This window comes from Paenibacillus sp. S28, from assembly GCF_016624415.1.
GTDB classification, from domain to species: domain Bacteria; phylum Bacillota; class Bacilli; order Paenibacillales; family Paenibacillaceae; genus Paenibacillus_AQ; species Paenibacillus_AQ favisporus.
Genome location: NZ_JACVTM010000004.1, coordinates 201,111 through 221,036 on the forward strand (window position 1 = coordinate 201,111; position 19,926 = coordinate 221,036).

Sequence of the window (19,926 nt, forward strand, 5' to 3'; positions counted from 1 at the left end):
TCCGCAACATTATCCATTTGGATTGCGTTTACCTAACTGAAGAGAGTATATCGCAAAGAAGTTTGGACTACAGAATGGAGCTAGGGTCCAAAGTATAATAGAACCGTGGGAGTAATCATCTATGAAAAAAACAAAAATCGCACTAACACTTTCATTAGTGTGTACCTTACTAATCGGTAATTCAGCGATAAGCTTCGCCAATAATTTTTCAAATACGGTTGACAATGGGAAAATTGAAAATGGACGAATGCTGATTCCACTACGTGCTGTTTCAGAGAAATTCAATTCAGAAGTGACTTGGAACCAGGCCAAAAAAAGCATTACGATTATTCGTGGCAAACGAGAGCTATTGCTGCATGTTAATTCTCGTACGGCTTTATTAAATAACGCTGCTCTCAGCCTTGATGTGCCAGCAAGAATTGATAATGGAACAACCTATATTCCAGCACGTGTTTTTGCTGAAGCCTTTGGCGGAACCGCGCTGTGGTCCGAACAAGAACGACAAGCAACCATTACGATCGGTCTGCAGCAGGTCTTTATCCATACAGAGCCGCTAAAGCCTTGGAGAATGAGTCAGGAGAGAATAAACGTACTTAATGCAAAGATAAATGAAGCCACCGATCTCTCAAGCTTTTCGCAAATTCGAACCTATTTCAGCCCGTATTTCACGGACTCGTTTATAAACAAGATTATTTACAGCAATGGCATTAAAAATAACGCTATACTTACAAAAATGGCCAATATTACCTACGACAGCACTACAACTGCGAGAATGCACCAATCTGCTTACTTTGAAAGTAGTCCTATCAATCTCGAGCTCGTTGATCGTTATGTATTCTATAAATTGGTTGATAACCAATGGAAGGTAGACGATGTGAATGTGGGCAGGCAAATAATTGGGCCATAATGAGGTATGTTTGCCTGTTCTGAACGAACTAAACATCCCTATCGTCTATTGATATGATGAAAAACCGAGGTGATTATTGTGGAAGAGTTACTTTCACGAATGAAACATATTCACGGAAGGATGATTGACGGAAGGCGACATTTCTGGGATGTAGAGAAACTATGGGAGTTATCCAAAAACCTACCCGTTCATAAAATCAGTATCGATTCAATAAAGGAACTGGATCAGGATTGTTGGTTTGCAGATAGCAGGAGGACACCCATTCCAACGATACGCAATGTTGTGCTTCATTGTCAGCGGATTATCAACGCCAACATGGAGTACCCCATATTATTATGTTCAGATGGACAATTAATTGATGGGGGACATCGAATTGCAAAAGCATTAATGGATGAAAAAAGTGAAATTGATGCCGTATATATTACATTGCCGACGGCGGATGTGATTCAATGAGGAATTATGTCTAAAACCTTCTATTAGAAGCAAGCTAGCAATAAAGCTCTAATAGGAGGTTTTTTTATGCTTATAAACAATAATCCTTGACTTACAGTTAACTCTAGGCCTTATACTTCAACTAAACATCAAGGAATCGCAGTAAATCTAACAAAGACTAGGAAAGGAGATTGGAGAAAACATAGCATGTTTGAAAAATGTATTTTCAGTAAATAGAAACCATACTAGAATTGGAGATTCAACTCATAATGAGCAAAAATAATGCAGGGAATGTTTTCGGCCTGGCTTTATTGCTGGGTTTATTTTCGACGTTAGGCCCGTTTACGATTGATATGTATTTACCGGCATTTCCTGAAATCGCACAGAATTTCAATACGAGCGCATCACTCGTCCAGTTTAGCCTGACGGCTTGTTTGCTTGGATTAGGCATAGGTCAGCTCGTTATGGGCTCGCTAAGCGATGTGTATGGCCGGCGGAATCCGCTGCTGATCTCCATGGCCGTGTATATCATCTCCTCGTTGGCTTGCGCATTCGCACCCAATATTGGATTGCTCATCCTATTCCGGTTTGCCCAAGGGTTTGCCGCTTCTGCAGGAATCGTCATCTCGCGAGCCATAGCCCGCGACCTGTACAGCGGTCACGAACTCACTAAATTCTTCTCTTTGCTGTTACTTGTAGGTAATTTGGGTCCACTTGCTGCACCGATTGCAGGCAGCGGCATTCTTTCGTTCACGACGTGGATCGGCGTGTTTATCGCGCTTTCCCTGCTGGGCATTTACTTGTGGGCAATGACAAAATGGCGTTTGCAGGAGACACTCCCCACGGAAAGACGCGAGAAACCCAACTTTGCAAACCAGCTGCGCAGCTACGGACATCTTTTGCGTGACCGCCAGTTCGTCGGGTACATGCTGGCACAGGGAATTATGATCGCCGGTGTCTTTGCTTATGTTTCAGGAACGCCTTTTATCTATCAAAATATTTATGGCGTCACACCGGCCGTTTTCGCCTTGCTTTTCGGATCGAATGGCATCAGCTTGATTATAGGATCGCAATTAGTGGGACGGATGGCGCACCGCATATCCGAACAGACTTTTCTGCTGTTTGGCCTATGGGTAGCCTTATCGGCAAGCATCGTCGTTTTAGTGGTCGCTGTATTCCATGGTCCGCTGTTCGCCTTGGTCATCCCGCTATTTTTCTTTGTTTGCTCCATCGGCATTACATCCACTGCGGCCTTTCCGCTTGCCATGGAGAGACAGGCCAATATGGCGGGAAGTGCTGCAGCACTCCTGGGGGTTATCCCTTTTCTGCTTGGTGCGGTGGTTGCTCCTATGGTTGGGATCGCCGGTGAAAACACCGCCGTTCCGCTAGGCCTGATTATTTTAGCGACGAGCACTGCAGCCATGCTCGCTTATTTCGGACTGGTAAGAAAAGCTCCGCGTGCATCACAACAAGCTCAAATCCGAGCCTGATTTTTAGATCTGACTGAGTTAGTAAAGCTTATGGAGAACAATAGCTCACAAACAACCAACAGCAGCCGGCAATTAGCCGGCTGCTGTATTTGTACTTTAAGACCAACCGCGGAGAACCTTATCAGCATCGTCTTCTAGCTCATTCCTTAATTGCAGAAAATAGTCCTCGATCTGATCAAGGAGTGCCTCTGTGAGTGCCCCGGCTCGACGCAGGAATTGGAAGTCTTGATGTGTCTTTATGATCCTCATTTGTATATCCCTCCTGAAAATGAAAATGCCCCCTCGAACAAGGGGCCTTGGCATTAGGTCACGAATATGATATATATCTGATTTTGGACTTGATTCGGTTAGATAAATTAGAGAAAGAAGGGTTAAGCATGAGTGATTCCATAAATCAGTATGAACGATTTCGCAACTCCATTCCTTTACTAAGAAACAGTACAAAGCTTGAACAAATTCACAAGGGATACTCAAGTGATGGTAAATACATCGTACATGATAGCAATGGCCACCCCCAATACATATTAAGAACCTACAACATAGATCAGGATGAAAACAAGAAATTGGAATTTAGCAGACTGAAGATGATGGAAAAGCATGATGTGAAATGCTCTAGACCTATTGAAATTGGGGTCCTACCTGAACAAGAACTCGGTTACATGATCGTCTCATTCATTGAGGGAAATGAAGCATCAGAAGAGTTACTACTTTTAACGAAAGAAGAGCAATTCAACATTGGTATTCAATCGGGCTTCGAATTAAAGAAGATTCATCAGGTTATCTGTCCTGATAACATTAAGTCTTGGGATGAAAGAATGGCCGCCAAGCATCATCGATACCGAATGGAGTATACCAAATGCGGAGTTGCAATAAATAACGAAGAGAAGTTGTTATCCTTTATTGATGACAAACTGTACTTAATGAAGGGTAGGCCCAATATTTTCCAACATGATGATTACCATATTGGAAATCTTATCGTTAAGGACGGGGAGCTTTCAGGTATCATTGATTTCAACAGGTACGACTGGGGAGATCCAATTCATGAGTTTGTGAAAGTCGGAATTTTTAGTGCAGAAGTTAGTGTGCCTTTTTCAGTCGGTCAAATCCAGGGATACAATAATTACAATGAACCTGACGATGAGTTCTGGCAACTTTATTCACTCTATCTAGCCATGACTTTGATCTCATCCGTCGTATGGATCTTGAAGGTAAAACCGGATGAGTTAGATTCAATGTTGATGAAGATCCACCAAGTAATGGATGATCATAACAACTTTGAGTTAACTGTCCCTAAGTGGTACAGTCAGTACCAAGTTAATGTATGACTGGGTAATTTGACCAAGAGTAGTACCAAATAGTTTTAAGAAAGGGCCATCCCGAAAAAGGATGGCCTTAAAAACTTGCCGTTACAGACAGCGCGATGAACCTTATCACAAGTAACGCCAGGCTTTTATTGTGCAACTCGAATCAAATATGCGAAGATCGCCGGTGCTATGATCGAAGGGAAAGGAGGGAGGACTTCCATGTACGAATGGAACGAAATGGTCCAGCTTATGGTGGATTGGATCGAAGCCAATTTAACGGAGAGCTCGTCTTTATTGAAGATGTCGGAGCAGTTAGGGTATTCCCCTTACTATTGTTCCAGGCAATTCAACCAATTGACCGGGATAACATTAAGGGATTACGTCTGGACTCGAAGAATCAGTCGAGCCGCCTTGGAGCTCCGTGACACGGACCAGCGGGTCCTGGATATTGCTTTAAAGTACGGGTTCTCATCCCAAGAGGCGTTCACACGTGCGTTCAACAAAGCTTTTCAACTCACCCCCGCAGCCTACCAAAAAGCTCCCCGCCCTATTAAGCTGGCTATTCGTCAGGAGGTATTCTCGCCTTACCATTATTTGATCAAGGAGCGGGATAAGATGAGCAAGGTGCATTTGCAACCAGCGGAGATCAAAGTTGAGTTCATTCCGGCGCATAAATTTATCGGGATCTGGGACCTTTCCGCAGCAAACTATGGGGACTTCTGGGAAAAGGGACATTCTTGTGACGAGATCAGCGGCACGCTGGAGAGCATGTCCAATCACACCCTCCCTGGACAACTGGGGCAGACGGCGGGATGGTTTTACCAAGATGGTCAAAAGGGGTACCTATATGGAATCCCTGTTTCACTGGAGTACGAGGGGCCCATTCCGGAAGGGATGGAGTGCAGGGAAATTCCGGAATCGGAGTATTTGGTCTTTTTTCACCCGCCTTTCGACTATTTGAAGGATAATGGCGCTGTGATGAGAACCGTTGAAGAAGTGGCGTGGAACTTCGACCCCACAGGTATGGGATACGAGTGGGATGAAGGGATCAAACAAGACTACCAACGGCATTTCCCTGAAGGATATGGTTATGCTGTGCTGCGGCCGGTAAAAAAGGTATAGCCGGATTATGTAATAACGTAACGTAAGACCCCTCGTAAAGGGGTCTTTTTGTATGAAATAGGCTAATGACTCATTAGCTATTCATCCATTCCATAGACACATTCCACAATTCATCAGCCGCGCCTTGATCGATTGCGTAAGAGGCGAGCCCCGACTGAGTCTCTCCAACACGAGGTCCGACCTCGTTGCAGTTTTCAAAATATCGGCCGCCGATACCGTTTAACAAGGGAGACGTTGCCAATAGCGCGGAAGTAGCGGCTCCCTGTTGAGGGGTCTTCCAGGTGATTTCCGGATATCCTGTTCTAGTCTCGTTTAGCTTTTCGATCTGCTCGGGAGTGATCTGTATACGGTCAACTCCCGGAGTTCGCACACCGCCAGGCATCAAAGCATTTGCTGTGATCCCCTCATTGATCCAACGTTTTGAAGCTTCCACGGCGAATAGTATATTAGCTGTTTTGGATTGTCCGTAGGCAAGGAACGGGTCATAGGGACGGCGCAGGAAGTGAATATCATCGAACACCACCGGCGAGCGGAGATGCCCCGCGGAACTAACTGAGACCACACGGGCGCCGTCTGCCGCGGCCAGAGCATCATGGAGTCCAGTGGCAAGAGCGAAATGTCCCAAATGATTGGTAGCGAATTGAAGCTCCCATCCTTCAGGAGTTCGCGTCTCGGGCGTTGCCATGATACCCGCGTTGTTGATCAAGATGTGCAGCGGCCCTCTCCATGAAGCAACGAATGAGGCTATCGAGGATCGATCGGCAAGATTTAATGGCATCACCTTAACAAGTGGATTACCCGTGGTTACAGCAATATCTTCGGCTGCGAGCTTTCCCGCATTGAGATTGCGAACAGCTAGTGTCACTTCGGCGCCCGCTTCAGCCAAAGCCCGGGCCGTTTCCAGGCCGATTCCGGATGTGGCTCCCGTCACGACAGCTCTGCGACCCGCAAGATGGATCCCTGCAACGACCTCGCTTGCTGTCGATTCGGAATGAAACGGGGTTGTAATCAATGAGGACTCCGACATTGTGATTTCCTTCTTTCTTGATTTTCTAATCTCAAGGTCATTGTGACTTAAATGGATATATGGAAATAGTTTGTTTCTGCTTAAAACTTGCTCAAAACTGCAAATGATAGAAACCGTTCTTTGCCTTTATCCAAAATTAAGTTACGATTACAAGAAAGGTTTCCAACGAGCATCTGAGGAACGATCAAAGTAAAGTTGGTGAGTATTGTGGGAGAGCGGCAAATCAAGTACTACCATTTATATACGGAAAGCCCCCAATCCAAAATGTATTTGGATCAAATGCTGGAAATTGCGAAACAGATTACCCTTGTTGAGGGTCGTACCCAGACGATGATTCCGTTTCTAACGACGATGCGGTATAGTCGGCAGACTTCGGAAATTTCTGGTGTTTTGACTCCTTCGATTTGTCTGATTCTACAGGGTGCCAAGAAACTTCATCTTGGCCATGAGGTCATCGATTATCATGCTGGGGATTACTTGGTATCTGTTATTGATATTCCGGCATCCGCAGAAATTATTGGGGCTACCGAGCAATCACCCTATTTCGGTCTGCGCGTTGAATTTACGATGGAAGAGATCGCTTCTGTGGTCATGGAGGCTGGTCTTGATTTTAAACCAAGAAATAAAAAGTTGAATACCGGAGCATACGTCGGGACAGCCGACGAAGGTTTGGTGGAAACTTTTTACCGTCTGCTTAAGCTAATCGGGAAACCGGATGCGAATCGTTACTTGTCTTCTCTGATGAAACGCGAGATGATCTTTCGGCTGCTCTCTGGGGATTCAGGGCATATTTTTTTTCAACAAGTCATGATGGATCAGCAAGACGAGGGGATCGGCAAAGCCATCGCATGGATCAAAGAGAATTATGCTCAATCGATTACCATAAAGGAACTAGCAAAATTATCGAACATGAGCGTATCCGGGCTGCATCATAAATTTAAGGCCGTAACAACATTAGGACCTATACAATATCAAAAGCAGCTTCGGCTCTATGAAGCCAGGCGTCTTATGCTGGGTGGCGCAATTCATGTGACTGCAGCAGCTATGGAAGTTGGTTATGAAAATGTATCGCAATTTAGCCGGGAATATCGCAGGCTTTTTGGATCTTCACCATCTAAAGATATCAAAGCTTTCAGGAATAGCCCCGGTGTAGAGGAAATAGAAAAGGACAGGTTTCGTCGTTAGGTATATTTCTTCACTGACATTTATCTGTTTTTATGAGATATGGGAAAAAGCCAAGAGGGAGAACATCACCTTCTTGGCTTTTCTTGCGTAGTGGCGATAGAGGGCGGGCTTTAAAATAAGTTCTCGTACACTACCCAAGCGAGCTCAAAACGTCTTTCAGCCGCTCGGCAAACGGTTTTGGCTGTACTTGGTAGCCAATGTGATTTTCCGGGAACTCGGCAATGTCTACCTCCAATCGTTCTGCCAATCCTTCGGCGGAGCGGGCGGGAAAATAATGTCTGGAAGTACTGCCTACAGCGGGGCGGATTTGTGCCGTAGAATGAGATAGCGCAGTTTGGAGCTGCTCCAGCTTGAAAGCATATCCGAGCACGCCCGGAGCTTCCTTCGCCATGAAGTACTCCATATTTGCAATCATGCGTTCCTTTTGCTCATCGCTCGGCAGCGAAGAAGGGCTGGGGCCGTCATCATTTCGAAGTCCAATGGATGAAGTGAACTTGAAAAAAGCCGGAAATAAGCCTAACTTGCGGTGATCTGCGATCAGGTCCTCCATAATCGTCTTGGCCTGTAATCGTTCATCGCCGCGTAAAAGATCCAGCAAAGGCGGTTCATGCGGAATCAACACACGCACTTGTCCGGGATAGCGCATCGTCAGATCAAGTCCAATGACTGCCCCGGAACTGCTTCCGAAAACGTATGCCGGCTCATCGGTTAAAGCGGCCAAGAGGCGGTGAGCATCGTCACTGTGCGTCTCGATCCGGTAATCTTCAGCCGGATTGGTGAGTTTGCTGCGGGAATGGCCCCGGCGGTCGTAAGTGACGACCGTATACTGATTGGCAAGCTGGTCCGCAACCTCCAGAAATACATCGGCATCACCGCATCCCCCATGAATCATAAGAAGTATAGGTCCCTCCCCGCGCACCTCATAGTGGATACTTGCTCCAGGCACAGTTAACATATCCGTCTTTATCCTACTCATTTCATCTCCTCCTTGTAGGAAGATCATAAAGCAGCTTTATGAACTGAATATGAATCCAACCCAATGGATGAATTGGTCATAGGTACAGGACTTGATAACACCTTACTGATAAACGTATGGTTCCCCTTAAAAAGGCCAGCTCATTGATGAGCTGGCCTTGATTTTGCTTTCTAAACACTGGTAATTCCTTCATAGGGAGGGACCAAAGTTGACAAAGGTGAAAATCACAATTAATATACCCATAGGGGTATGTGTATAACATCGATAAGGAGTGAAACAGCATGGCATTCAAATTTCCAAAAGCAACGACACCGCAGGAAGTGGCATCAAGACTGAATCATGGGGAGAAGTTGTATATGCTGGATGTTCGGGAGCCCGAGGAATGGGCTGCGGGTCACTTAGAAGGCGCCAAGCATATTCCGCTTGGGCAGCTTACTGGACGTCTGCATGAGCTTGATAAGTCGAAGGAGATTATCGTGATTTGCCGCAGCGGCAATCGCAGCGGCCTTGCGTGTGAATTGCTGAGTGAAAAAGGATTCGACGTGGTGAATATGACGGGAGGCATGAACGACTGGAATGATGTTGTCCGCTGATCTCCGGCAAAACCATATAAATAGCCCGTGTTCAGCATAAGTGTGGGTTCCGGCAGACTGTACGGTACAAGCTCATACTTTTCTGAAACAAGCGAAAGCTAAAGGATGTGAAAACTATGCAAATGGGAACAATCATCAACTTCGTTATCATCGTACTGTTTGGATGGTTTGTATTTACGAGGTTAAAACCAGTTAAGGGACTCCGGAGCCTGAACGCACAGGAGTTTAGTGACGAAATGAAAAAGCCGGTTAAACCCCTGCTGATCGATGTCCGTGAACCGGGTGAATTTAAGGGAGGATTTATTGCCGGGGCGCAAAACATGCCATTGTCCCAACTGCCCGGATTGCTCACTGAAATTCCGAAGGATCAACCGGTGCTCCTCTACTGCCGCAGCGGTATGCGCAGTAAAAACGCGGCGAAGATGCTGCTCAAAAACGGGCACAAGGAACTGGGGCATCTACAGGGCGGTCTGGGTGCCTGGAACGGAAAACTGTCGCGTAAGTAATATCCATGATTATGTTTGGTTAAGTTAACCTAATGGTGAGATAAAAACGGGAGGCTGACATGCGATGTTTCATTACACGGTTGAAACGAACAAAACGATTGAACAAGCGATTGAAGCTCTGACGGAAAACCTGAAGGCGGAGAAGTTCGGCGTCCTTTGGCAGTTGGACATGAAGGCGAAGCTTCACGAAAAGGGTGTTGAGTTCGATATGCCGTATGAGATCCTGGAGGTTTGTAATCCGGTTGAAGCTAAACGGGTATTGTCTGAAGATGCATTGGTCGGATATTTCCTGCCGTGCAAGCTGGCTGTGTACGTGGAGAACGGAACAACCAAGATCGGCATGCCGAAACCAACGGCATTGATCGGGTTGGCAGAGAATGACGCCTTGATGAGCATTGCATCGGATATCGAAAAGCGCCTGACGGCATGTGTGGATAAGAGTATATAAACGGATACGATAATCCTATTTTCCCATACGATAGTAAAATCAACTAAACCGCTTACATGATAACATGTCGGTAAGTTGGCCGTGAACGATAGACAAATGAAATGCTGTCAGCTGAGAAGGCTGATGGCATTTTTTTATTAATCGTATATCGGTCAAACTATTCTCTGCAATCCGGATCTGCCTAACCGGGTTCAGGACCATCGGAGGGAACAGATTATGTCAAAAACGATTGTAGCCGTGATCGGCTGCGGGACCATTGCCAACAATGCGCACATCCCGGCGTACATGGCGATCAAGGATGCCGAGATCAAGTATTTCTGCGACATTCGCAAGGAGCGGGCTGAGAAAGCCGTCGAGCAGTACGCTTGCGGCATGGCGGTGGAGGATTATCAGGTCATTTTGGAGGACCCAGACGTGGTGGCGGTATCGATCTGCACGCCGAACAACGTTCATGCTCAGATCGCGATCGACTGCATGCGCGCAGGCAAGCATGTGCTGTGCGAAAAGCCGGCGGCGCGGACGTACCGGGAGGCGATGGAGATGCAGAAGGTACAGCACGAAACCGGTATGACGCTGAACATCGGCGTCGTCAACCGCTTCAATAAAGGCGTCAACATCATCAAGCAGATGATTGAAAGCGGCGAGCTCGGCGAGCTGTACCACGTCGTGGTCAGCTTCCGCGCCCATCGCTCTATTCCCGGGCTCGGCGGTGATTTTACGACCAAGGCGGTCGCCGGCGGCGGGGCGCTGATCGACTGGGGCGTTCATTATCTGGATATCGTCATGTACTGCGCGGGCGATCCGCGGCCGAAGACGGTGACGGGGCAGGCGTACTCCAAGCTGGGCAAAGACATGCAGAATTACGCTTACCTGAACATGTGGGCGGGTCCTCCAAACTATGAGGGCAGCTATGACGTCGACGACTTCGTGACGGCGATGATTCGGACTGAAGGCCCGTCGATTTCGGTCAACGGCGCCTGGGCGCAAAACATCGGCGTGGAAGAAACGTACATTGATTTCCTCGGTGACAAGGCGGGCATTCGCCTTCAGTATGGTCAAGAGTTTAAGCTGTATTCGGCGAAGCACGGCGCATTGATTGAAAGCACGCCGAACTATCCGAAGACCAATGCGTTCCAGGAGGAGATCGACGGCTTTATCGCGGGTATCCATTCCGGTGAAAAGCTGCCGTCGCACATTGACACAGTGATTTTGACTGCGCAAATGATCGAGGCCATTTACCAATCCTCTGAAGAAAGCTGCGAGATTTCCTTAACGGAAGCTGGAGTGGCGCAGGCATGAAGAAAATCGGCTTTATTGACTATTACCTGGACGAATGGCATGCCAACCAATATCCCGGATGGATCAAGGACGCCTCGGGCGGGGCGATGGAGGTCGCCTTTGCGTATGCGGTCAAGGACGCGGAGCATGGGATGACCAATCGGGAATGGTGCGCAAAGCACGGCGTGACGTGGTGCGACACGATCGAAGAGGTGATCGCCCAAAGCGACTACTTGATCGTGCTGTCGCCTGACAACCCGGAGCAGCATGAGGCGCTGGCGGAGCTGCCGCTAGCCTCGGGGAAACCGACGTACGTGGACAAGACGTTTGCCCCGGACCGGGCAGCCGCCTTGCGCCTGTTCGAGCGGGCCAGGCAGCATCACACACCGCTGTATTCCTCGTCCGCGCTGCGTTATGCCGACGAATACGGGGAGATTGAGCGCGCGGGGATTCGGGTGATTTCGAGCCTTGGTCCGGGCTCGTTCGAGAACTATTCGATTCACCAGATTGAGCCGATCGTCGCGCTCATGGGAACGGACGCGAAGCGCGTTATGTTCGTCGGCACGAAGGCTGTGCCGGCACTGTTGATCGAGTTCACGGGCGGCCGGCAGGCCACAATTCAGCAGCCGGGTCAGGGCTGCCCGTTCATGATGGTCGTCAACTACGATTCGGGTGCCTGCCGCGTCATGCAGCCGGCATCGGATTATTTTCAGCGCTTCATTCAGGATTTGGTGGCGTTTTTCGAGACCGGACAAGTGAGCGTGCCGCCTGCCGAGACGGTCGCCATTATGTCGATCATCGAAAACGGCCAAATCGCCGCCAAACAGCCGTATCGCTGGATCGATCTGCCGGAGAGCCGGTAAGCGGCAGGAACAGAACAAAGCAGCCATTATCGCGGAGAACGGGAATGGCTGCTTTGCGTTGCGCCTGAACATTCATAAAGGGCGCGGTATTTAATCTCCATGGAGACTCGCCCCTCAGCGCACGATGGCGCTGGAAACGAGTCTCCGGAGATTTTTTTGCATTGGAATGGGTTCGCCAGTAGCCATATGCTAAATCCCCTTCGATTTTTCAACCGGCATGCCGCCGGGCTTTTTCCGAACCAGCCGATCCATGACCCGCCTGCTCCACGGACTAAGTGTTGCCAGCGTGGGAGCATCGACGAACCGGCAGAAAAGATGGGCTAATGCAAAGATAAAAGGAGTTGTTAGGATAACGGTGAGGACTGTGCTAAGGCCGTAAGAGAACAGGAGGTGGAACTGATAGAACAGATAGGAACCCAGCGAGCAAATGATGGTGAAGTGAACCAAGTATAAAGAGAAGGATATCGTGCCGAGGTAGAGGAAGGGCTGCCGGCCGAACAGTGACTTGAGGCGGGGCGAGATGAGCAGGGCCGTTAAGGTCAGGCAAGCGCCCAGCGTATGGTAGAACACGAAGAACGCAAAGGTGGACGAGCCTTTCCATACCAGGATGGAGTAGATGGTGTTCTCGGTCCCCACGTATGGGAAAGAGCCGAGATACAGTCCGGCCCCCAGAAACAGGGGAGCGCTCCAAGGCGGAAGTACGGCGGTCAGCCGGTTGCGTCCGCTGTACGTCAAGTCGCTGAGTGCCATGCCGAGCACAAACCCGAGGTAATAGGAATCGGCGAGAAGCACCGCAAGAGCGGCGTAACCGATGATCCGCAGCCTGAAGCGGCCGAGGGTCAGCAGAAACCCGAAAATAAGGAAGGAACCAAGCAGCTCGTAGGTCATGGTCCATAACACGGGATTGTAAGCGGATCCATAAGTGAAGAAGGTATGGTACAGCGCCTCCCGGATCATGTCGAGTACACGGGGGCTGGCAGTGAACGGATCGGGCATCGACGATTGGGTCGTTTGGCGGATGTCGTCATAAAATCCCCAGCCCAGCCGCATAACCGCGAAAGCGAGGAGTACGGACAGCGAAGCCGGAATGGCGAGCCGGAAAAACCTGCGCAGCGCGGATGCGTAAATATGCATTTTGTCCTTCGTGAGAAAATAGCGCCAGCTCAGCACGTATCCGCTCAGCACGAAAAAGACACAAACCGAGAAGTTGCCGTTGAACATCAGGTTCAGCGGCGTTCGCGCGGCCAAGCCTTCAAAGGGAAAGTGGGCGATTTCCGGTTTTCCTTCGAAGACAGACGGCGCGAAGACCTGAAAAAAATGGGACACCACGACTACGCAGGCCGCCAGTCCTCTTAAACCATCCAAATAAGCAATTTTAGTCTTCATGCAAGTGCAAGCCTCCCTCGATTTTTGAATCCCATTCTAGGCGATTCGCGAGGGGAAAGATTGTACTTCCGTATCAAATGAGAGGAGTCGTGCCGAATGAAAAAGCTCGATATCGATCGATTGACCCGCGCCGGAGTCATCTATTTCAACTCGAAGCTCGAAATGCTGGAGAATCTGCACTGCAAGATGTACCGGATGAACACCCTCGTCAGCTTGTCCACCCATTTCCATGACTATTATCAGATCTGGTACGTATCGAAAGGCGAGTTCGTGCACACGATCTCCAATCGGCAGTACCGGATCCGGCAAGGCGATTTGTTCCTCGTTCCCCCCTTTACGCTGCACCGCGTGCAGGCCTTCGAGACAGAAGGGGAGATCCTCGGCTGCGAATTTATGCCGGCCTTCATTAACGAGCGCTTCGCGGATCCTTCAGGAGAGCGGAGATTTTTCGACGCTGAGTATTTGAAGCATTTCTCACAGTCGGACTGCACACCGCATTCGCAGATCGCCTTCGACGGCGTCACGGACGGCAGAATCCGCGGCCTGCTTCAGGATATGCTCGGGGAATACGAGGAGCGGACGCCCTTTTTTGAAATCGTGCTGAAGGCCAGCCTCCTGCAGCTGCTGTCGATCATCATCCGCCAGGTGAACGGGGAGCTGGTGAAGGCCGGATTCCAAAAAATCGAAAGGTACCGCGACACGATGAACAAGGTCGTCGAATACATCGACCGGAATGCGCATGAGGACATCAAGCTGGAGCATATCTGCGCCATATCCAACATGTCGAAGCCGACGATTTGCCGGCTGTTCAAGGAGTGGACGGGCAAGACCTTCAACCGCTATCTCGTCGATTTACGGATATCCAACGCGCTCGTCCTGCTGCAGCGGCCATCCATGTCCATCACGGACGTATGCTATGCCACGGGGTTCAACGAGCTCGCGTATTTTTGCCGGATTTTCAAAAAATACACGGGCATTTCCCCGAACCAGTTCCGAAAACAGGTGATGGGCAAGCCATTTTAAGTTTTAACGATAATCCAATTACTAGAGACAATAGTGAAATTAACTAAAACGCTTACATGATAACATGTGGGTAGTTGACGGCGGCAAGGCGCATTGGCAGCGTTGCCGCCCCAAGATTAAGGAGGGAAGAGACATGATGCGAAAAGGGAGTACATGGGGGCTCATGATGGTTTTCCTGCTGGTCGCCGTCCTGTCAGGCTGCGGCGGCAAAGATGCGGCGACGGGTAGCCAGGAAGGCGGCGAAGCGAAGGGCGGCGATGCCCCGAAAGAAAAAGTGCAGCTGAGCTTCTGGTACGGCTGGACCGGCATGGAGGCGGAAGCCCTCGAGAAATTGATCAAGAAATGGAATGACGCCAATCCGGACATTCAGGTAAAGGGGCTGTCCCAGAGCGATTACCAGAAGCAGCTGACGGCGATTACCGGTGGCAATCCGCCGGACGTCGCGTCTAACTTCGGTCAGGATGTCGTGCCGTGGGGCGAACGCGGGGCCATGATGCCGCTGGACGATTTTATCAAGAAGGATAACGTCGACCTCGGCGACTTCGTGCCTGCTGCACTGAGCTCTTCCCAGTCGAATGGAAAAACGTACGCTTTACCGATTGCGATGCACGTCTCCATGCTTTTCTATAACAAGGAGCTGCTCGAGAAGGCAGGCTTTAGCGGTCCACCGGAGACGATGGGCCAGCTCAAGGAATACATCGCGAAGCTGAGCGTCAAAGAGGATGGAGGCAAGCTGCAGCAGCTGGGCCTGTGGCCGGGCGTCGATGCCTATACGTTCAGCTACGCTTACGGCGGATCCTATTACGATGCGGACAAGAAGCAGGTCACGCCCGACGATGCGGGGGTCAAGAAGGCCGTGGAATTCGGAAAAGAAATCTGGGACCAATTCGGATCGAAAGAGCTCGATCGCTTTGCGTCCGGCTTGGGGCAGTACATGTCGCCGCAGAATCCATTCTTTACAGGCAAATACGCGATGACGATCGACGGCGAATGGCTGCCGACGTTCATTAAGCAGTACGCCCCGAACCTGAAATACGGCATTGCGCCCATTCCGTACGATGAGAGCAACCCGAGCCTGAAGGACCCGGGCAACGTCTCGACCAGCGTATTTTACATTCCGAAAGGCGTGAAGCATCCGGAAGAATCGTGGCAGTTCCTGAAATGGATGACCGAGCCGGAGCAGATGGCGGAGTTCACTGCGGCCATCGGCAATCTGCCGACCCGAACCTCACTGCAGACACATGAAATTTACAAGGAAGTGCCGGGCTTCCAGGAGTTCTTACAGTATTCCTCCAGCCCGAACCTGCATTCCTTCCCGGCCACGTCCTTTTCGACGGAGTACATGACCGAATTCTCGAACCAGTATAACGCAATCCTGCGCGGGGAAGTCGGCTTGGACGAGGGGTTGAAACGGGTGAAGGACAAGATCCAGCCCTTAGTCAAATAATCCGGTTCTTTACATCCGGGCTCGGTCCGCTCTTGGGCCGGGCCCGCATTCTAACAATCACGAGGAGGACGTGCAGATGATTGAAACGATATCCTCAGCGGCGCCTAGGCGGAGAAGGGGCTGGACGAGGAAGGAGTGGCATTATTTTTGGCTGGGGCTGATCTTCGCTTCCCCATGGATCATCGGGTTTCTGATTTTTACCGTGTATCCTTTCTTCAGCTCCCTCTATTTCAGCCTGACGGAATACGATCTGTTCAATCCGCCAAAATGGGTGGGCGTGGACAATTACGCGGCGATCATGAAAGACCGGAGCTTCTATAAATCGATCAGCAACACGCTGTTCATGGCGTTCATATCCGTTCCTGTAACGCTGTTTAGCTCGCTGCTCATTGCGCTGCTGCTGAACTTCAAGGTGAAGGGCATCCGTTACTACCGCACAATCTTTTATCTTCCGGCCGTTATTCCCGGCGTGGCGAGCGCACTGCTCTGGACCTGGATGCTGAATCCGGACTTCGGCCTGGTCAACATTTTTTTGCGCTGGGTGCATCTTCCCGATCCGGCCTGGCTGCTTGATCCCCGGTTCACCAAGCCTTCCCTGATCCTGATGGGACTATGGGGCTCCGGCGCGGGGGCGCTCATTTTTCTCGCGGCGCTGCAAGGGGTTCCGCAAACCTACTACGAAGCGGCTCAGGTCGATGGCGCCAACTGGTGGCACCGGTTCTGGAGAATCACGGTACCGGCGCTGTCGCCGATCATTTTGTTCCAGCTGATTATGGGACTCATCGGGGCTTTTCAAATTTTCACGGAATCCTACATTCTGGCGGGTGGCAAGTCAAGCGGCGGCGCTCTCGGCGGGCCGGGTCAGTCGTTATTGTTCTATGCCGTCAATTTGTACCAGGAAGCCTTTATCAATCTGAAAATGGGATACGCCTCGGCGCTGGCCTGGATCCTGTTCGTGATCGTCATGTTGATTACGCTGCTGGTCCTCAAAACGTCCAAACGCTGGGTCTACTACGGAGGTGAATAGCGGATGAGCGCTGGCAAGCTGTTTCGCACGAAAATTTTTCCTCATACGATGCTGATTTTGTTCGCATTCTTTTTTCTCTTTCCGTTCGTTTGGCTCGTGTTCACTTCGCTTAAGTCGTCGAACGAAATTTTTGAACTGCCACCGCGCATCCTGCCGGAATCGTTTCAATGGTCGAATTACAAGGCTGCGTTCGAAACGGTGCCGTTCGGGCACTATATGCTGAACACCCTGGTTATCTGCGTCGTTTGCATTATCGGGCAATTGTTTGCCTCCCCGCTGGTGGCCTATTCGATCTCCCGGATTCCGTGGGTGGGGAGCAAGATCATTTTCGCGATCGTCCTGGCAACAATGATCCTGCCCTCACAGGTGCAGCTGATTCCGCAGTACATCATTTTCGCCAAGCTGGGCTGGGTCAACACCATCCTGCCCCTGACGATCGGGGCCTTTTTCGGCGCACCATTCTACATTTTCTTACTGAGGCAATTTCTCTTAGGCATCCCCAAGGAGCTGTCCGAAGCCGCGAAAATGGATGGGGCCTCAGAGTTCCGCATCTACTCGCAAATTATTATGCCGACCTTGAAGCCGGCGCTGGCGACGGTGGCGTTGTTTACCTTCGTGGGTGCTTATACGGACTTTATGGGACCGCTCATTTACTTGAACGATGCCGCCAAGTGGACGCTGACGCTCGGTCTGCAGGGATTCCAGCAGGATCACGGGGCGCAATGGGAAAAGCTGATGGCCGCGTCGACGATCATGGCGATTCCGATGATTTTGCTCTATTTTTTCGGGCAGAAGTACTATATGCAATCCGGATCTGCTTTTACGGGGTTCAAATGATTCATGCACCTCTTGGCGATCTCAAAGGGAAGGCAAGTTTGTGCCCCATATATAAAGGCTGGTTGGAAACCCCAATCAGCCTTTTTTCGGTTGTTCAACCTTGTAACTTTGCCGCGGCTGACAGCGTCCATAAGACAGTAGGTAAATTTCGTTAAAAGCTGGGAGGATATCGATTATGCGAAAATGGACTATGGCCGCTGCCGGGCTGCTGCTCGCCGGGACGCTCGGGAGTGCCTGGACAGGCACGTCCGCGTGGGCTCAAACCTCCGGACCGAACGCAAGTTATTCGAGCCCGGGCTCGGAATTTTATTTGACGAATCCGATACCGCTCGCCAAGCCGAAATGGACGGCGGCGCTTGACGCGCCGAAGGACTCGTCCGCCTCCAATCCTTCCGTAGTTATAGCGGGGCAGGGGAAGGTCTACTACATCGCGGGCGGCAAGCTGATCGCGAAGGAGGCCGCCACCGGGAAGACGCTGTGGTCGTTCGGGACGGGACTTGGCAATGCAACCCTCACGAGTACCGACGAAACGAAACTCTACGTCGGTGCCAAAGACGGCTCGGTTTACCGGGTCGATAAGGCGACCGGCAAGGGCACACGCATCTACCGTACTCCATCGGGGCATGCGCCCGAGATATCCGTGGACGGTGGAACCTTGTACGTCTTTGCCGGCGGTTCACTCATCTCGGTCGATCCTGCTACAGGCAAGGAGAAATGGCGAAATCAGGACGGTAAGTCCCTGCCTCAGCGCGTCGGCGGAACGCTGCTCTCGGGCGCCGTGGAATCGGGAGCGATTACCGTCTATACAACTTACGGGATCGATCCAGCCACAGGCAAAACGCTGTGGCGGCTGCCGGGTGATCATACGGGGCTTCTCAAGTCGGAAGGGAATATCCTTTACTTCCAGGACCAGTGGCCGGATGCTGATTATGTGGAGACTGCGGCGAAAATCGACGAGGTGGATGTGAAGACCGGCAAGATTACGGCAAGCAAGAAGTTTGTTGCTTTAAAGGCTGACGATAACCCGGTCTATCCCCCATATAAAGTGGTGATGAATGGCAATGACGTCTATGCGGCCGTTGCCGGCGAGGGTGTCTTCCGCTTTAATTACGACGCCGATCCCACTGTTGTGAAGCCGGAATTGATAGCGGATCGGGGTGAGTATATCGCGGGCCCCTATAACGGCAAGCTGTTTTTCCTCGATGATGACAGCCGCGGGATTCATGCGCGCAAAATCGTGGATCGATCGTATGTGAATTATAACGGCCCCGACAATCCGGCCAGCCGCGTCGATATGATCCAATCCGGCTTGTACGTAGGGCAGAGTGACGGTACCGTCTATGCGCTGAACGTCTCGACAGGTAAGGCTTTGTTCCGTGCGCAGACGAAGGCGCGCAGTTACGGAGCTTTTCAGGTTGAGGGCGGCATGCTGCTCGTCCAGGCGGAGAGCCAGTTGTATGCGTACCCGCTGCCTTCCGAATTGGCGACGCCCGCTGCTGGGGGCAGCGCGGCGGGCGCCTTCGCGAAGTCGGATGCCAAGGTCACGCTGGATGGGAAGGAACTTCCGCTGCGGGTTGGAGCGGGCGTCATGTCGGCAGACAACCGGATGTTCATCCCGTTCCGGTCGCTGACGGAAGCGCTCGGAGCCAAGGTTGCTTACGACGCCAAGACGAAGCGGACGACCGTGACCTACGGAACGCGCGTTTTCTCGATCGCCGACGGCTCCCCTTTTGCTCTCATAGAAGGAAAGCAAGCCGCACTGTCTTACTCCCCGGCGACGCTGAACGGCTCGCTCTACGTGCCGATCAAGGACTTCGGCGATCTGCTGGGTGTGCAGGTGAAATGGAACGCCGGCAAGCGTACGGTGGAGGTAACTAAGGAGGCCGCCGCGAAATAAGGCTGGCGAATCCTTGCGGTTAGAGCAGGAGTAAGGAACACAGAACGAATGGAAAAATTCCTATTGTCCTTAAGCAGCCTAATGTATACTGAAAACGGCGGGATGACCGCCGTTTTTCCACATTCACTTTACAGAATTGAAGGCTAATCGGAGCTGATTTTTGAAGACAAACCAAGGA

The 19,926-nt window shown here is 50.6% G+C and carries 19 protein-coding genes; 16 read left to right on the forward strand and 3 right to left on the reverse strand.

The annotated features are described in order from the left end of the window. Positions 1–121 precede the first annotated feature (121 nt). The 5 genes from IAE55_RS12335 (at position 122) to IAE55_RS12355 (ending at position 5,255) form a co-directional block, all read left to right on the forward strand. Positions 122–907 (forward strand): copper amine oxidase N-terminal domain-containing protein, encoded by a 786-nt coding sequence (locus IAE55_RS12335; protein ID WP_200632507.1) that lies wholly within the window; start codon positions 122–124, stop codon positions 905–907. A 78-nt stretch (positions 908–985) separates the two neighbouring features. After that, positions 986–1,360 carry a chromosome partitioning protein ParB gene (locus IAE55_RS12340; RefSeq protein ID WP_186382128.1) on the forward strand — a complete coding sequence of 125 codons (375 nt, stop codon included), beginning with the start codon at positions 986–988 and terminating at the stop codon, positions 1,358–1,360. A 248-nt stretch (positions 1,361–1,608) separates the two neighbouring features. Then, on the forward strand, positions 1,609–2,829 hold the full coding sequence (locus IAE55_RS12345; RefSeq protein WP_200632509.1) for a multidrug effflux MFS transporter: 1,221 nt from the start codon (positions 1,609–1,611) through the stop codon (positions 2,827–2,829). A 377-nt stretch (positions 2,830–3,206) separates the two neighbouring features. Continuing rightward, the gene (locus IAE55_RS12350; RefSeq protein WP_200632511.1) at positions 3,207–4,154 is read left to right on the forward strand and encodes an aminoglycoside phosphotransferase family protein; all 948 of its coding nucleotides are present in this window, start codon (positions 3,207–3,209) and stop codon (positions 4,152–4,154) included. 198 nt (positions 4,155–4,352) lie between these two features. After that, the gene (locus IAE55_RS12355; RefSeq protein WP_200632513.1) at positions 4,353–5,255 is read left to right on the forward strand and encodes an AraC family transcriptional regulator; all 903 of its coding nucleotides are present in this window, start codon (positions 4,353–4,355) and stop codon (positions 5,253–5,255) included. 73 nt (positions 5,256–5,328) lie between these two features. Here IAE55_RS12355 and IAE55_RS12360 read toward each other — a convergent pair whose 3' ends face one another. Beyond that, positions 5,329–6,282 carry an SDR family NAD(P)-dependent oxidoreductase gene (locus IAE55_RS12360; RefSeq protein ID WP_200632521.1) on the reverse strand — a complete coding sequence of 318 codons (954 nt, stop codon included), beginning with the start codon at positions 6,280–6,282 and terminating at the stop codon, positions 5,329–5,331. Positions 6,283–6,489: 207 nt separating this feature from the next. Here IAE55_RS12360 and IAE55_RS12365 point away from each other — a divergent pair, with 207 nt between their 5' ends. Then, positions 6,490–7,467, forward strand: a complete 978-nt coding sequence (locus IAE55_RS12365) for an AraC family transcriptional regulator (protein WP_325168632.1) — start codon at positions 6,490–6,492, stop codon at positions 7,465–7,467. Between the two features lie 130 nt (positions 7,468–7,597). On the opposite strand, the gene IAE55_RS12370 is transcribed toward IAE55_RS12365, so the two are convergent. Next, positions 7,598–8,443, reverse strand: a complete 846-nt coding sequence (locus IAE55_RS12370) for an alpha/beta hydrolase (protein WP_200632523.1) — start codon at positions 8,441–8,443, stop codon at positions 7,598–7,600. 281 nt (positions 8,444–8,724) lie between these two features. Here IAE55_RS12370 and IAE55_RS12375 point away from each other — a divergent pair, with 281 nt between their 5' ends. From IAE55_RS12375 to IAE55_RS12395, 5 genes are all read left to right on the forward strand, one after another. Beyond that, positions 8,725–9,036: a rhodanese-like domain-containing protein gene (locus IAE55_RS12375; RefSeq protein ID WP_200632525.1), complete on the forward strand. Its 312-nt coding sequence runs from the start codon at positions 8,725–8,727 to the stop codon at positions 9,034–9,036. A gap of 116 nt (positions 9,037–9,152) precedes the next feature. Continuing rightward, positions 9,153–9,542, forward strand: coding sequence for a rhodanese-like domain-containing protein (locus tag IAE55_RS12380; RefSeq protein ID WP_200632528.1), 390 nt, complete (start codon positions 9,153–9,155; stop codon positions 9,540–9,542). A gap of 64 nt (positions 9,543–9,606) precedes the next feature. Continuing rightward, on the forward strand, positions 9,607–9,990 hold the full coding sequence (locus IAE55_RS12385) for a DUF302 domain-containing protein (RefSeq protein ID WP_145164890.1): 384 nt from the start codon (positions 9,607–9,609) through the stop codon (positions 9,988–9,990). A 216-nt stretch (positions 9,991–10,206) separates the two neighbouring features. Further along, positions 10,207–11,289, forward strand: coding sequence for a Gfo/Idh/MocA family protein (locus IAE55_RS12390; RefSeq protein ID WP_200632530.1), 1,083 nt, complete (start codon positions 10,207–10,209; stop codon positions 11,287–11,289). After that, on the forward strand, positions 11,286–12,131 hold the full coding sequence (locus tag IAE55_RS12395; protein WP_200632532.1) for a hypothetical protein: 846 nt from the start codon (positions 11,286–11,288) through the stop codon (positions 12,129–12,131). The genes IAE55_RS12390 and IAE55_RS12395 overlap by 4 nt, the downstream gene beginning before the upstream one ends. Before the next feature lie 189 nt (positions 12,132–12,320). On the opposite strand, the gene IAE55_RS12400 is transcribed toward IAE55_RS12395, so the two are convergent. Further along, a complete protein-coding gene (locus IAE55_RS12400) occupies positions 12,321–13,517 on the reverse strand; it encodes an acyltransferase family protein (RefSeq protein WP_200632534.1) in 1,197 nt (398 codons plus the stop codon). Between the two features lie 96 nt (positions 13,518–13,613). On the opposite strand from IAE55_RS12400, the gene IAE55_RS12405 reads away from it, so the two are divergent. From IAE55_RS12405 to IAE55_RS12425, 5 genes are all read left to right on the forward strand, one after another. Further along, positions 13,614–14,540, forward strand: a complete 927-nt coding sequence (locus IAE55_RS12405; protein WP_145164882.1) for a helix-turn-helix transcriptional regulator — start codon at positions 13,614–13,616, stop codon at positions 14,538–14,540. A gap of 133 nt (positions 14,541–14,673) precedes the next feature. After that, complete coding sequence (locus IAE55_RS12410) at positions 14,674–15,987, forward strand: ABC transporter substrate-binding protein (RefSeq protein ID WP_200632536.1); 1,314 nt, start codon at positions 14,674–14,676, stop codon at positions 15,985–15,987. A gap of 76 nt (positions 15,988–16,063) precedes the next feature. After that, positions 16,064–17,014, forward strand: coding sequence for a carbohydrate ABC transporter permease (locus IAE55_RS12415; RefSeq protein ID WP_200632538.1), 951 nt, complete (start codon positions 16,064–16,066; stop codon positions 17,012–17,014). Between the two features lie 3 nt (positions 17,015–17,017). After that, a complete protein-coding gene (locus IAE55_RS12420; protein ID WP_145028565.1) occupies positions 17,018–17,851 on the forward strand; it encodes a carbohydrate ABC transporter permease in 834 nt (277 codons plus the stop codon). A gap of 175 nt (positions 17,852–18,026) precedes the next feature. Next, a complete protein-coding gene (locus IAE55_RS12425; RefSeq protein ID WP_200632540.1) occupies positions 18,027–19,748 on the forward strand; it encodes an outer membrane protein assembly factor BamB family protein in 1,722 nt (573 codons plus the stop codon). Positions 19,749–19,926 lie beyond the last annotated feature (178 nt).

Excerpts from the sequence above, each read along its gene's own strand:
- IAE55_RS12335 (WP_200632507.1), top strand. The coding sequence starts at position 122 with ATGAAAAAAACAAAAATCGCACTAACACTTTCATTAGTGTGTACCTTA.
- IAE55_RS12345 (WP_200632509.1), top strand. The coding sequence starts at position 1,609 with ATGAGCAAAAATAATGCAGGGAATGTTTTCGGCCTGGCTTTATTGCTG.
- IAE55_RS12350 (WP_200632511.1), top strand. The coding sequence starts at position 3,207 with ATGAGTGATTCCATAAATCAGTATGAACGATTTCGCAACTCCATTCCT.
- IAE55_RS12355 (WP_200632513.1), top strand. The coding sequence starts at position 4,353 with ATGTACGAATGGAACGAAATGGTCCAGCTTATGGTGGATTGGATCGAA.
- IAE55_RS12360 (WP_200632521.1), bottom strand. The coding sequence starts at position 6,282 with ATGTCGGAGTCCTCATTGATTACAACCCCGTTTCATTCCGAATCGACA.
- IAE55_RS12370 (WP_200632523.1), bottom strand. The coding sequence starts at position 8,443 with ATGAGTAGGATAAAGACGGATATGTTAACTGTGCCTGGAGCAAGTATC.
- IAE55_RS12375 (WP_200632525.1), top strand. The coding sequence starts at position 8,725 with ATGGCATTCAAATTTCCAAAAGCAACGACACCGCAGGAAGTGGCATCA.
- IAE55_RS12380 (WP_200632528.1), top strand. The coding sequence starts at position 9,153 with ATGCAAATGGGAACAATCATCAACTTCGTTATCATCGTACTGTTTGGA.
- IAE55_RS12385 (WP_145164890.1), top strand. The coding sequence starts at position 9,607 with ATGTTTCATTACACGGTTGAAACGAACAAAACGATTGAACAAGCGATT.
- IAE55_RS12390 (WP_200632530.1), top strand. The coding sequence starts at position 10,207 with ATGTCAAAAACGATTGTAGCCGTGATCGGCTGCGGGACCATTGCCAAC.
- IAE55_RS12395 (WP_200632532.1), top strand. The coding sequence starts at position 11,286 with ATGAAGAAAATCGGCTTTATTGACTATTACCTGGACGAATGGCATGCC.
- IAE55_RS12400 (WP_200632534.1), bottom strand. The coding sequence starts at position 13,517 with ATGAAGACTAAAATTGCTTATTTGGATGGTTTAAGAGGACTGGCGGCC.
- IAE55_RS12405 (WP_145164882.1), top strand. The coding sequence starts at position 13,614 with ATGAAAAAGCTCGATATCGATCGATTGACCCGCGCCGGAGTCATCTAT.
- IAE55_RS12410 (WP_200632536.1), top strand. The coding sequence starts at position 14,674 with ATGATGCGAAAAGGGAGTACATGGGGGCTCATGATGGTTTTCCTGCTG.
- IAE55_RS12415 (WP_200632538.1), top strand. The coding sequence starts at position 16,064 with ATGATTGAAACGATATCCTCAGCGGCGCCTAGGCGGAGAAGGGGCTGG.
- IAE55_RS12420 (WP_145028565.1), top strand. The coding sequence starts at position 17,018 with ATGAGCGCTGGCAAGCTGTTTCGCACGAAAATTTTTCCTCATACGATG.
- IAE55_RS12425 (WP_200632540.1), top strand. The coding sequence starts at position 18,027 with ATGCGAAAATGGACTATGGCCGCTGCCGGGCTGCTGCTCGCCGGGACG.